The organism is Rhodoferax sp. (assembly GCF_018063565.1).
Classification (GTDB): domain Bacteria; phylum Pseudomonadota; class Gammaproteobacteria; order Burkholderiales; family Burkholderiaceae_C; genus Rhodoferax.
Window position 1 is genome coordinate 24,914 of the sequence record NZ_JAGPBB010000041.1, and the last position, 11,212, is coordinate 36,125.

Consider the following 11,212-nt stretch of genomic DNA (forward strand, 5'->3'; position numbering starts at 1 on the left):
CCTGCCTTAAAGCAGCCAGCTGACCAGCAACACCAGACCCGCCACAAACAGCAAAGTGGTCATCAGCCGTGCTGCCACAAATCCGCGTAGCGACTGCGACATGCAGTGCAGTGCAAACCAGTGCCGGCTCGGGTGCTGGCAAGCGCCAAGATGCTCATCCAGGGCGCACAGGTCAAGGGGTGTGGAGAGCAGCGAATGGCCAGCGGTGGCTGTTTTCCAGGAGAAGTGAGGGATGTTTGTGTTCATGGATCTGCCCTCTGGGTTGGGTTGTGGTTGACGCCCCAACACCTGTAGCGGCGACGCCCCTGTTCAGCAAGCGACGGGCAGCGTGGCACGTCAACAGCTGGAGTATTGGCAGAACCGTCCGGTGGGTCTGTGCGCTCGCGAACAGACTGGGGCAGATCGGCGCGTTACCTTGCAGACCCTGCATCGGAGGTTCAATGCGCTTTAGTATTAATAGCTTCAAGCGCTTGTCAAGTATGGGCTACGAGCCAATTTATCATCAAATCCGGCGGCAAATCCCGCGTTTGACCCAATGTCAATGGCAACGCCCTGCCCTGTCAGGCCTGTTGGCACTGACTTTGTGCGCCTGTGCTTCGGCACCACCCGCCATGGACACGGCAGTCGCGTTCAAGGTGCCGGAAAACTGGCAAGATGACAGTGGTGTAGCGAGTGGCGTCGCCAGCCCGCTTGCCCGTTGGTGGTTGCAGTTCGACGATTTCCTGCTGGGTGAATTGATCGCACAGTCCTTGGACGCCAATACCGGCATCAAGGCCGCCAAGGCGGTCCTGGCCCAAGCCCGCGCCTTGCGCGATGTGGCAAGCGCCGGGCTGTGGCCGACTTTAGGCAGTTCGGCGTCCGCCGGGCGCAGTCGCAGTGACAACCAGAGCAGCGCGCATTTTCAGTTGGGGCTGGATGCCAGTTGGGAGCTTGATGTGTTGGGTGCCAACCGCAGCGCGGTGCGCGCCGCACAGGCCAGCGCCGACGCCAGCAACGCCAGTCTGGGTGCAGTGCAAGTATCCATTGCGGCTGAAGTGGCCTTGGACTACATTGCACTGCGCCATGCCCAAGCCCGCATGGCAATTGCCCAGGCCAACCTGAGCAGTCAACAGGAAACGCTCCAACTCACCCGCTGGCGGCTGCAAGCCGGGCTGGTCACCGATCTGGAGGCCGAGCAGGCCAACGCCGCAGCGCAGCAAACTGCAGCGCAAATTCCGGTCTTGCAAACCACCATCGAGCAAACCAGTCACACCTTGGCAGTGCTGACCGGCCAAGCCCCTGCCGCGCTGGTCCGGCGTTTGGCAATACCCGGGCCATTGCCACAGGCTGCCGATACCTTGGCCTGGGCACTGCCGGCCGACACCTTGCGTCAGCGCAGCGATGTACGGGCCGCTGAATTTCAGGTATTTGCGGCAGCCGCACGGGTGACACAGGCCCGGGCCGCACGTTGGCCCAGTTTCAAACTCGGCGGGTCATTGGGACTGGGTGCGCTGACCTTGGGCGCGCTGACAGACGGTGCCTCGCTCGCTGCCGCGGTGCTGGCCAGCGTGGCATGGCCGGTGCTGGATGGCGGTGCCGGTCTGGCGCAACAAGACGCTCAAATGGCCGCTCTGGACCACGCCAGCGCGACCTATCAGGCCACGCTGCTGACGGCACTGACCGAGGTGGAGGACGCGTTGCTGTCCCTGCGCAGCGACAGGGCACGTTTGACCAGCCTGCAACTTGCGTACCGTTCATCGGAAACGGCCGCCAGCCTGGCGAGCCAACGCTATGGCAGCGGGCTGGTGGACTTCCAGACGGTGCTGGAAACCCAGCGCACCCGCCTGAGCACCCAGGACGGCCTGGCCAGCGCCCGCGCCGCGGTCAGCATCGATCACGTGCGCCTGTACAAGGCCCTGGGTGGCGGCTGGCAGCCTGAGATCACTGACTCCGCGATCCCTGCGGCCACAAACCCCTTGCGGGAACCCCCATCATGACCACCCAAGACCCCATAGTGCCCCAACCCGCCAGCACACCGGCAAGTACGGTGGCAACGCCCAGTACCGCACCTGCAGCACCGGGCGTGGACCCTGCCACGCTGCTGGACGAACCTGCCAGGCGGGTCTGGTACCGTCGGCCGGTGCTGTGGGTTGGCACCCTCGCGTTGGCATTGGCCACGGGTGGCGTGTGGTGGTGGCAGGCCCGCAAAACCGCCGCCGCCGCGCCCGGCTACAACACCCAGGTGGTGGCACGCGGTGACCTGACACTGGCGGTAACGGCCAATGGGACTCTGCAACCCACGCGCACCATCAGCATTGGCAGCGAGCTTTCGGGCACCGTGCTCAAAGTGAATGTCGACGTCAATGACCAGGTCAGGAAAGGCCAGGTCATGGTCGTGCTCGATACCGCCAAATTAAACGACCAGATCCTGCGTGCCAAAGCTGCACTATCGGCGGCCAGCTCAAAAGTGGAGCAAACGCAGGCGACTGCGGATGAAGCTGCGGCCAGTCTGGCACGTTTCGAAGAGGTGGCCAGCCTGTCTGGGGGCAAGGTGCCCTCAAAAGCCGAGCTGGGTAGCGCCCGCGCGAGCCTGGCGCGCGCCCGCGCCGACGAATCCAGTGCCCGCGCCAGTGTGCGTGATGCCCTGGCCGCACTGTCCACTGACCAGATCAATCTGTCCAAAGCGTCCATTGCAGCACCCGCTGACGGCGTGGTCCTGACACGGGCTGTGGATCCCGGCAACGCTGTGGCCGCGTCATTGCAGGCGGTCACCTTGTTCACGTTGGCTGAAAACCTGAGCAAGCTGCGTCTGTGGGTGTATGTGGATGAGGCGGACGTGGGCGCGGTCAAGGTCGGCCAGTCCGCCCACTTCACCGTCAGTGCCTTTCTGGCGCGCAAGTTTCCGGCGCGCATCACCCGTGTCGGTTTTGGCTCAACCATCACCGACAACGTGGTGACCTACCTGACTTATCTGGACGTCGACAACGCCGACCTGAATCTACGCCCAGGCATGACCGCCACCGCCACCATCACCGCGGCACAGCGCACCGGGGTGTTGCTGGTCCCCAATACCGCGCTGCGCTTTTCCCCCACCGTGGCGGCTGCCAACACCAAGGCCAAGACCAGCGTGTTTGCCACGATGGGGCCACGCATGCCCGGCGGCAACCGCAAGTCGGCCGCAGCCGGGGCCAGCACGGCCGCTGCCAAACAGGTGTGGGTGCTACCCGAGGACGGCATTCCGGTGGCGGTGGCCGTGACGCCAGGCATCAGCGATGGGCATATGACCGAAATCACAGCTGGCGACCTGAAAGTTGGCATGGCGGTCATCACCGATCAAAAGACGACCACCCAATGAAAACCCCCACAACTGCGGCCCTGATCGCGCTGCGCGGTGTGACCAAGCGCTACGGTACCGGTGCCTCCGAGTTGATGGCGCTCAAGGGGATTGATCTGGACATTGTGGCGGGCGAGTTTGTCGCCATCATGGGCCCCAGCGGCTCGGGAAAGTCCACTGCCATGAACATACTGGGCTGCCTGGACAGCCCCAGCGCGGGCCAATACCTCTTCAAGGGTGCCCATGTTGAGGCACTGTCGCGTGACCAGCGGGCGCGCCTGCGCAGGCGCTACCTGGGATTTGTGTTTCAGGGTTTCAACTTGCTGGCGCGCACTTCGGCGCAAGAAAATGTCGAGTTGCCGCTGTTGTACCGGGGCGATAACGCCACGGTGCGTCGCATCGCAGCGACCAAGGCATTGCAATCGGTGGGATTGGGGGGCTGGGAGCGGCACACGCCGGCAGAGTTGTCGGGCGGCCAGCAGCAGCGTGTGGCGATCGCACGCGCCATCGTCACCGCCCCAGCCGTGGTGCTGGCAGATGAACCGACCGGCAACCTCGACACCCAGCGCAGCCACGAAATCATGGGACTACTGCTGGCACTCAACCGCGACCATGGCATCACCGTGCTGATGGTGACGCATGAGCCCGATATGGCCGCCTACGCGCGGCGCATGGTGCACTTTGTCGATGGCCGCATTGCGCACGACGAAATCAACCCACATCCAGCCATCACGGCACCGGCCACCCGACCCGACGAGGCCATCTGATGCTGTACAGCGTGTTCATGCTCGCGCTGCGCTCGGTGCAGCGCAATATGCTGCGCTCGTTTCTGACCATTCTGGGCATTGTGATTGGTGTCAGCGCCGTGATCACCATGGTCACGCTGGGCAATGGGGCCACACAAGCCATCGAAAACCAGATCACCAGCCTGGGCACCAATTTGCTGATGGTGTCGCCGGGTCAGCGCGGGCCAGGCGGCAGCGGCCCCAGCGGCGGCGGTGTGCCCTTGTTCACCGAGGCCGATGCGCTGGCCATCGCCACCCAAATTGGCGGTGTGGGCAACGTGGCACCGCAGAGCCGGGCTTCAGCGACGGTGGTGGCCAACGGTCGCAATTGGGCCACCAGCATCATTGGCAGCACCAATGCCTGGTTTGACACCGGCAACTGGAAACTGGCCAGCGGCCGTGTCTTTGCCGATGACGAGCAGCTCGGTGGCGCAGCCGTCTGCATCATTGGCGAAACGGTGCGCCGCGAGCTCTATGGCGGCACCCTTGGCGAGACCGGCCTGGGAGCGGCGCTGCGCGTCAAGCAGTTTTCCTGCATCGTGGTGGGCATCCTGGCCGCCAAGGGACAGGGCGGCATGGGCGATCAGGATGACACCGTGCTGCTGCCGCTGCATACCCTGCAACGCCGCGTCACGGGTAACCGCAAGGTGAACACGCTGCAGGTATCGATGCAGAAGAATGCCGACAGCGCACCGCTCAAAGCCAGCTTGCGCCAACTGCTGCGCGAGCGGAGAAAATTGGCCGAGGGCGATGACGACAACTTCAACATCTTTGATACCCAGCAACTGGCCGAAACCCTGTCCAGCACCATGGGCGTGCTGACCAATCTTCTGGGTGCCGTGGCGGCCGTGAGTCTGCTGGTGGGCGGCATCGGCATCATGAACATCATGCTGGTCAGCGTAACCGAGCGCACCCGAGAAATTGGCCTGCGCCTTGCCGTCGGTGCCCTGGAGGGTGAGGTGCTGCTGCAGTTTTTGATAGAAGCGGTGGTGCTGTCCGCGCTGGGCGGCGTGGTGGGGGTGCTGATTGCCACCGCTGCCTCGTATGGCCTGTCTTTGTACATGGTGGTGCCATACACCTTCGATGCTGCCATCAACCTGCTGGCGATGCTGTTCTCAGCGGCGATCGGGGTGGTGTTTGGCTACTTTCCTGCGCGGCGCGCAGCGCGGATGGATCCGATTGAGGCACTGAGGCATGAGTAGTTGCCGAATGCAGCGCTGGTCGGGTGTCAATTGGCAGGCTCTGCCAATATCCGGCGGCTCCTTAAACTGCTGGTTTCAGAAGTGCTCGATGTAGTCCATGGTCTGAAACCCGTAAGACACGCCAATCTCCATGCCAGGTGTTTCCGCTGGAATGTCAAAGATGCTGAAGCAGGCGCTGCTCGAATCAACACCCGAGGTTGACACCAGTGACTTGGCCAGATTTGCCAGCGATTCAACTCCGTTGGCATCGAGTGTGGTGGGCACACCGGCGCGAACCAGGGCCTGGGCCGATTTTTGCCCACCCGGGCATTTTTTTAGCGCCTGCGATATGGATTTCAAGATCGCGAACCCGGCGCGTGTGTTGTTGGCCGCCTTGATAAAGGGACCCCAGTTGCCACCCAAGGCCAATGAGAAATCCATGCCCTGGTTGGTGGTACCGACCAGTTGTTTGGGATCGTTGCAGACCAGCACCGCCAGCACCGCGTTGGTCGATGCGCCAAGCCCGATCGCCAGTTTGGAGGTCTTGGTCTGAAAGTAACAGCGCTTGCCGGTGCCAGCATTCCAGACCACACCATGCGCCGCCTCCGCACCCACCACCCCCAGTGTGCCGCTGTATTTGCCGCCCACACCAACCCAAAGCTGGTTGTCCGCCGGGGGGTCGGCGCGCCGCTCCAGCATTTGCCATTGCAGGTTGTGTTTCTGAAAGGGTGGCGTCGCGGTCGAAATCGAGGCATTCAGTTTGGTATTGATACATCCTTGGCCGACACGAGCAGACACGGGAAACGAACCGCTCTGGCTGGTAAGGCAGTCAATCCAGAAGATCGGGCTGGTACCGTCATTGCCATAAAAGACCACCCGTTGCACCGGACGTCTATCCGGCAAAAACACCACTTCATCCTTGATCACACCGGCGCTGCTCAGAAACTGGTTGGGCCGACTGCTGCGCTTGACTCGCCAGTGGTTGACGTTGGCACCGAAGTCGGGGATGTACTCAAGTTCGATCTCGCCCCAGAATCGACAGAACCGTGACCCGAAGGGTGGATCCACCTTGTCCCAAATCATCATCCGCCAAAGCATGAGGGCACCTCCGAGTTGCAAACTGGCCCTGAACCGGGCGGATCCGTGATGACACCGATGATCAAACTCTGACAACCACCTGCCGATCAGTGTCCCACGCGTCGGCAACGATATGACATCGGGAAAAACCCTCGGATGTTTGGGTGTATCGACATGCGCGAACCCTGCACCCGAAGCACTACCGTCGCCGTCCAAGGCTGGGTTGAGAGCTATCATGGTTGACAACCACCCCCTACACCACCATGACTGCACTTCACAAAATTCCGCTCTCCATGCTGGATCTGGTCGCCGTACGCGAAGGCAGCAGCGTGGCCGACGCACTGCGCCTGGCCTTGCGCACCGCGCAGCATGCTGAATCACTCGGCTTCAGCCGCTACTGGCTGGCCGAACACCACAACTTCGCCGGCATTGCCAGTTCGGCCACCGCCGTTCTGGTAGGTTTTATCGCCGGTGGCACCAAGCGCATCCGCGTCGGCTCGGGTGGCATCATGCTGCCCAATCATGCGCCCCTGGTGGTGGCAGAGGCCTTCGGTACGCTGGCCGAGTTGTACCCGGGCCGCATCGATCTGGGTTTGGGTCGGGCAACCGGAACCGACCGGGCGACCATGCGCGCCCTGCGTCGAGACCGTGCAGAAACCGAACAGGATTTCCCGCGCGACGTGGCCGAGCTACAGCGTCTGTTGGGGCCGGAACAACCTGGCCAGGGTATTGTGGCAATGCCGGGCGCCAATACCCAGGTGCCGATCTGGTTGCTGGGATCGAGTCTGTTTTCGGCGCAGCTGGCGGCTGAACGTGGCTTGCCCTATGCTTTTGCGGCACACTTTGCACCGCGCCTGTTGCATCAGGCGCTGGATCTCTACCGCCAGTTGTTTCGCCCCTCAGCGGTGCTGGCCACGCCTTACGCCGTGGTGGGTGTGCCCGTGATCGCCGCACCAACCGATGCCGAAGCAGAGTTTCTGGCCAGCAGCACCTATCAGCGGGTGCTAGGCATTTTGACCGGCGACCGACAGCGTTTACAGGCACCCGTGACCAACTTCATGGCCGAGTTGCTGCCGCAGGAGCGTACCGCGATTGCTGACTTTCTGGCGGCGGCGGTGATCGGCGGACCGGACCGGGTTCGCGCCGGTCTGCAGGCCTTGGTGAACCACACCGGGGCCAACGAGCTGATGCTGGTGTGTGATGTATTTGATCCGGCGCTGCGCTTGAGGTCACTCGACATCACGGCAGCCGCCGGCCCGTTCACTCCGTAAAACTCAGCTGCACCTTCATTTGAGTGGAGCGATCTCGGGCAATTTCAATCCGGACATCTTCCTGGGCGTGGAGAACACAAGCGCGCGTTTGCATAACAGTTCCTTTGATTTAAAACGATTGAATCTTGGCCCACACACCGTCATCGACCGGGATACCATTGGCCAGATTGGTGTTGCGAATGGCCAGCGAGTTTTCGCCAGGATAGAGCACCGGCTTTACCGGGTCGACCCGAGTGGATTCATGCAGGTTGTCGAGCACCTCGTTCACTGCGGCAGCCAGGTAATCTTGGCCGGCAATGCGGTTGGCATCGAGCGCGATGAACATCTGCGAAAGGCTGTACTCGTCGTTGGTCATTTTGCCGATGGCGGCAGTCGAGCGCCCCCCTGACAGCACGGTAGCCACCAGATCGAGCACGATCGACAGCGCCGAGCCTTTCCAGTAACCAATCGGCAACACCCGCCAGGTTTTGGCAATCTCTTTGGGGTCGCACGACAACTCGCCTTGTTCGTCATAACCACCGGGCACCGACAACATTTCACCGCGCATGGCCTTGTTGTCCATCTGACCGTAGGAGAACTGCGCCATGGCAATGTCCACCACCACATGACCACCCGCGCGTGGCACCGCCATGATGAACGGGTTGTTGCCAATGCGCCGGTCACGTGCGCCCCAGGCCGGCATGTTGGGCTGGGTGTTGGTCCAGCAAATGCCAACGCAGCCCGCATCTGCGGCCTGCCAGCCATAGCTGCCACCGCGTAACCAGTGGTTGGTGTTGGCCATGGCGACGCAGCCAATGCCATTGGCGTGCGCCAGTTCGATGGCACGGTCCATCGCCAGTTTGGCATTGACGTTGCCCAGACCCAGGTTGCCGTTCCAGCGCTCGAAGGCACCCATGCCCTCGACCTTGGTCGGTTTGGCTTTCAGGTCAATGTAACCCTTGTCAATGTATTCGACCACGCGGGCGAAACGGTTGACACCGTGCGAGTACACGCCGTCGCAACTGGTTTCGGTCATGAGTTGCGCCGACAGGTCGGCTGCTGCCTCATCGCAGCCCTTTTTGATGAGGACGCGCTTGAATTCGGCTTTCAGGTCGGCAAAGGCAATGCGTGGCATGGTGGATTCCAATCTAATCGTTGCAGGAAGGCGGGCTCAACCGCCCGTTCAATAACCCTTTTGCTGGCGGTATTTCTTCAGGACTTCATCAGCCACCCAGGACGAGCGCACCGCGCTTTCGACACTGCCGGGACAGGGCGCACCGCCATTGAGGTCGTCCACCATGCTCTGAATGAACGGTTGCTGCACATGGGGCGGATTGGCGATCTGAAGTAACTGCTCACCGTCTGCATTGACCAGCTTAAGCGGCTTGTCAGAGAAAAATTCAAAGCTGATGGTGCCCTTGGATCCGACGATCTGGATGGCATCCTCGCCCTGGCCGCAAACATAACACCAGGAGCCAAACCCTTGCACGCCGCTGGCATGCCGCCACGTGGCTGTGACCGTGTCTTCCACGTCGTACAAGCCAGCCTGGTTGCTGGCAATGCCATGCACCTCTTCGATGGGGCCAAACAAAAAGTCAAACAGGTCGAGTTCGTGGATGCCCATGTCGAGAAACTTGCCACCGCCAGCCACGGCGGGCAACAGCCGCCACGGCAGCGTGGCGCGCGACAAATCCTCTGGCGCGGGTGGTTGGTGTTGCACGGCGCGCACATTGCGCACCTCACCAATGGCCCCGCTGTCAATCCATTCCTTGATTTTCAGAAAGCGCGGCATGGCCCGGCGGTAGAACGCAACAAACAGCCGCACGCCGTGCTGCTGACAGGCCGCCACCATCTCCTGGCATTCTTCAAACCGCATGGCCATCGGTTTTTCGACGTAAACATGCTTGCCAGCCCTGGCCACCAGCAGTGACAGCGGTTTGTGGGAGGACGGGGGGGTCGCAATGTAGACAGCGTCAATCGCCGGGTCGGCCACCAGCGCTTCGTTGCTGCTGTAAACCGTGGGCACACCATGACGTGCCGCATACGATTGGGCTTTGCGCGCATCACTGCTGGCCACAGCGACCAGTGCGCTATGGTCTGCCTTGTAAAACCCAGGCCCACTCTTAACTTCAGCCACGGCACCACAGCCGATCATGCCCCAGCGGATGGTTTTCATACTTGCCAACACGCGAGCAGCGCGACACGCACTTTGACCACTACCTTGCGAATGGCTTGTGGCTGATCAAGGGCACAACCAGGGTGATGCACATCGATGGGCAGAAAGACGGCAAAACTGCCCGGCGTCATGGTCAGCGTGGATTCGTTTTCCATGCCGGTATAGAACAACAGGTCGCGCTCGGCCAACATGTCTTTGGCCATCACGTTGTGACCGGTGTCGGTGGCGACACCAATCTTTTCACAGCCGAGCACCAGAAACTGCACATCGATGTACTCCCGATGCACTTCAGCATGGGTGTCGGCAAAAACACGGGTGTGCATGTCAATGAGCTGAACGTGAAGTTCCTGCCCTGCAGCTCACAATTTTCCGCAGGCAATGCCGCAAAATCCGTCGTCTTGAGGCGCTCGATGGCCGTCTTGAGTGGCGTGGGCAGCCAGGCAAAACTGGACTCCAGGTCCTTGACGTGTCCAAATATCATTTTCTAGCTTTCTATCCAAAAAATTGGTTCCTGCGGCGGTCCAGGGAACTGCGCGATCCGAGCCATGGCGCGACGTTGAACCGCTGGGTCAGCGCGGCGTCATGTCGCCTCACCTGCTTGGCGTCGCGAACGGCGTCAATCGCCTTGATGATGTGAGCGCCACCAAACTTGGTGACAAAGGTCTCACTCCCAGGCTTGGTGGCTTCCAGGACTGGTCCACCATCGACCTGTTCGACCACCGACACGCCGGCTTTCTTCAAGTCGGCAACGATCCTGGCCAGGTTGTCGTTGTTGAGTTTACGCTGGTATTGGCCAGCCTCCCGTGTTGCTTCAACCGGGGCCCTTGGAGGTACTGGCGGCAAGGCGTCATATTTGGCCTTTGTCTTCACCATGCCCTGCTGGCACGCGACCCGGTGGCCGCACGTGCTGCCATGCGGGCACACCTTGAACGCGTGATCAAGGAATTTTCGCAAGCCTTGCGTTAGCCATCAGCTTGCAGACCCTTGCCCAATCAAGCACCGAGGTTGGGCGACTCGTGCCACGGCTTGTTGCACTGGTATCGGCAACAAGGTCGATCGGTCGCGAGGTGCCCTGAACCTGTCGGGTTGTCAGGTTGTCGGGTTCGAGCCAGTTTGCAATGGTCGCTTGATCCGGTCCCGTGCGGCATGGCTCAACACGCCAAACGCGTCTCCAGCGCCATGCTATTTCATGGGGCCGACCGGAGGCTCACCCCGCCACCCCCTCACCAAAGCAGCACGTTCAAAGCGCGAGCACTCACATCCAGCCCATGTGCAGTGTGGTTGTAGGCCATGCTGCCATGGCTTTCGGCCTGTCTGGCATCACCTGCTTCATGCAGTGATGCGGCTTGCCGATGGTGCTGAATGGCTTTCTCAAGCTGGACCGCCGCTTCGCGGTGTAAAGATTGGGGCGTCAACAGGAACACTGGCGG

General features: G+C 61.5%; 11 protein-coding genes and 2 pseudogenes. 6 read left to right on the forward strand and 7 right to left on the reverse strand.

Going from position 1 to position 11,212, the window contains the following annotated elements; genetic code table 11:
• Nucleotides 1-6: 6 nt before the first annotated feature.
• The gene (locus KBF66_RS11025; protein WP_296656365.1) at nucleotides 7-246 is read right to left on the reverse strand and encodes a hypothetical protein; all 240 of its coding nucleotides are present in this window, start codon (nucleotides 244-246) and stop codon (nucleotides 7-9) included.
• A 335-nt stretch (nucleotides 247-581) separates the two neighbouring features.
• Here KBF66_RS11025 and KBF66_RS11030 point away from each other — a divergent pair, with 335 nt between their 5' ends.
• From KBF66_RS11030 to KBF66_RS11045, 4 genes are read left to right on the forward strand one after another with little or no spacing between them, the layout of a single operon-like run.
• Entirely contained in the window at nucleotides 582-1,976 is a 1,395-nt protein-coding gene (locus tag KBF66_RS11030; protein ID WP_296656395.1) for an efflux transporter outer membrane subunit, read from the forward strand.
• The gene (locus KBF66_RS11035; RefSeq protein ID WP_296656367.1) at nucleotides 1,973-3,334 is read left to right on the forward strand and encodes an efflux RND transporter periplasmic adaptor subunit; all 1,362 of its coding nucleotides are present in this window, start codon (nucleotides 1,973-1,975) and stop codon (nucleotides 3,332-3,334) included. Before KBF66_RS11030 ends, KBF66_RS11035 begins: the two co-directional genes overlap by 4 nt.
• The gene (locus KBF66_RS11040; protein ID WP_296656370.1) at nucleotides 3,331-4,080 is read left to right on the forward strand and encodes an ABC transporter ATP-binding protein; all 750 of its coding nucleotides are present in this window, start codon (nucleotides 3,331-3,333) and stop codon (nucleotides 4,078-4,080) included. The genes KBF66_RS11035 and KBF66_RS11040 overlap by 4 nt, the downstream gene beginning before the upstream one ends.
• Entirely contained in the window at nucleotides 4,080-5,300 is a 1,221-nt protein-coding gene (locus tag KBF66_RS11045; protein ID WP_296656373.1) for an ABC transporter permease, read from the forward strand. The genes KBF66_RS11040 and KBF66_RS11045 overlap by 1 nt, the downstream gene beginning before the upstream one ends.
• 75 nt (nucleotides 5,301-5,375) lie before the next feature.
• On the opposite strand, the gene KBF66_RS11050 is transcribed toward KBF66_RS11045, so the two are convergent.
• Nucleotides 5,376-6,377 (reverse strand): hypothetical protein, encoded by a 1,002-nt coding sequence (locus KBF66_RS11050; RefSeq protein ID WP_296656375.1) that lies wholly within the window; start codon nucleotides 6,375-6,377, stop codon nucleotides 5,376-5,378.
• A gap of 242 nt (nucleotides 6,378-6,619) precedes the next feature.
• Here KBF66_RS11050 and KBF66_RS11055 point away from each other — a divergent pair, with 242 nt between their 5' ends.
• Nucleotides 6,620-7,627 (forward strand): LLM class flavin-dependent oxidoreductase, encoded by a 1,008-nt coding sequence (locus KBF66_RS11055; protein WP_296656378.1) that lies wholly within the window; start codon nucleotides 6,620-6,622, stop codon nucleotides 7,625-7,627.
• 109 nt (nucleotides 7,628-7,736) lie between these two features.
• Here the strand turns inward: KBF66_RS11055 and yiaK are convergent, their stop codons facing one another.
• The 4 genes and pseudogenes from yiaK to KBF66_RS11075 all read right to left on the reverse strand — a co-directional run bounded on the left by yiaK (nucleotide 7,737) and on the right by KBF66_RS11075 (nucleotide 10,655).
• Nucleotides 7,737-8,741, reverse strand: coding sequence for a 3-dehydro-L-gulonate 2-dehydrogenase (gene yiaK / locus KBF66_RS11060; RefSeq protein WP_296656380.1), 1,005 nt, complete (start codon nucleotides 8,739-8,741; stop codon nucleotides 7,737-7,739).
• Between the two features lie 48 nt (nucleotides 8,742-8,789).
• Nucleotides 8,790-9,782 (reverse strand): Gfo/Idh/MocA family oxidoreductase, encoded by a 993-nt coding sequence (locus tag KBF66_RS11065; RefSeq protein ID WP_296656384.1) that lies wholly within the window; start codon nucleotides 9,780-9,782, stop codon nucleotides 8,790-8,792.
• Nucleotides 9,779-10,123 (reverse strand): annotated as a pseudogene (locus KBF66_RS11070) (YhcH/YjgK/YiaL family protein); the annotation flags it as partial. The gene KBF66_RS11065 and the pseudogene KBF66_RS11070, both read right to left, overlap by 4 nt.
• Before the next feature lie 151 nt (nucleotides 10,124-10,274).
• Nucleotides 10,275-10,655: a hypothetical protein gene (locus KBF66_RS11075; protein WP_296656398.1), complete on the reverse strand. Its 381-nt coding sequence runs from the start codon at nucleotides 10,653-10,655 to the stop codon at nucleotides 10,275-10,277.
• Between KBF66_RS11075 and KBF66_RS11080 the strand changes: the two are divergent.
• Nucleotides 10,656-10,748 (forward strand): annotated as a pseudogene (locus KBF66_RS11080) (FadR family transcriptional regulator); the annotation flags it as partial.
• A gap of 257 nt (nucleotides 10,749-11,005) precedes the next feature.
• On the opposite strand, the gene KBF66_RS11085 reads toward KBF66_RS11080, so the two are convergent.
• On the reverse strand, nucleotides 11,006-11,212 hold a 207-nt coding region (locus tag KBF66_RS11085), incomplete at its 5' end, for a hypothetical protein (protein WP_296656386.1).

What these genes read in the sequence shown, in the direction of transcription:
- KBF66_RS11025 (WP_296656365.1), bottom strand. Translation starts at nt 246, where the DNA reads ATGAACACAAACATCCCTCACTTCTCCTGGAAAACAGCCACCGCTGGC.
- KBF66_RS11035 (WP_296656367.1), top strand. Translation starts at nt 1,973, where the DNA reads ATGACCACCCAAGACCCCATAGTGCCCCAACCCGCCAGCACACCGGCA.
- KBF66_RS11040 (WP_296656370.1), top strand. Translation starts at nt 3,331, where the DNA reads ATGAAAACCCCCACAACTGCGGCCCTGATCGCGCTGCGCGGTGTGACC.
- KBF66_RS11045 (WP_296656373.1), top strand. Translation starts at nt 4,080, where the DNA reads ATGCTGTACAGCGTGTTCATGCTCGCGCTGCGCTCGGTGCAGCGCAAT.
- KBF66_RS11050 (WP_296656375.1), bottom strand. Translation starts at nt 6,377, where the DNA reads ATGCTTTGGCGGATGATGATTTGGGACAAGGTGGATCCACCCTTCGGG.
- KBF66_RS11055 (WP_296656378.1), top strand. Translation starts at nt 6,620, where the DNA reads ATGACTGCACTTCACAAAATTCCGCTCTCCATGCTGGATCTGGTCGCC.
- yiaK (WP_296656380.1), bottom strand. Translation starts at nt 8,741, where the DNA reads ATGCCACGCATTGCCTTTGCCGACCTGAAAGCCGAATTCAAGCGCGTC.
- KBF66_RS11065 (WP_296656384.1), bottom strand. Translation starts at nt 9,782, where the DNA reads ATGAAAACCATCCGCTGGGGCATGATCGGCTGTGGTGCCGTGGCTGAA.
- KBF66_RS11075 (WP_296656398.1), bottom strand. Translation starts at nt 10,655, where the DNA reads ATGGTGAAGACAAAGGCCAAATATGACGCCTTGCCGCCAGTACCTCCA.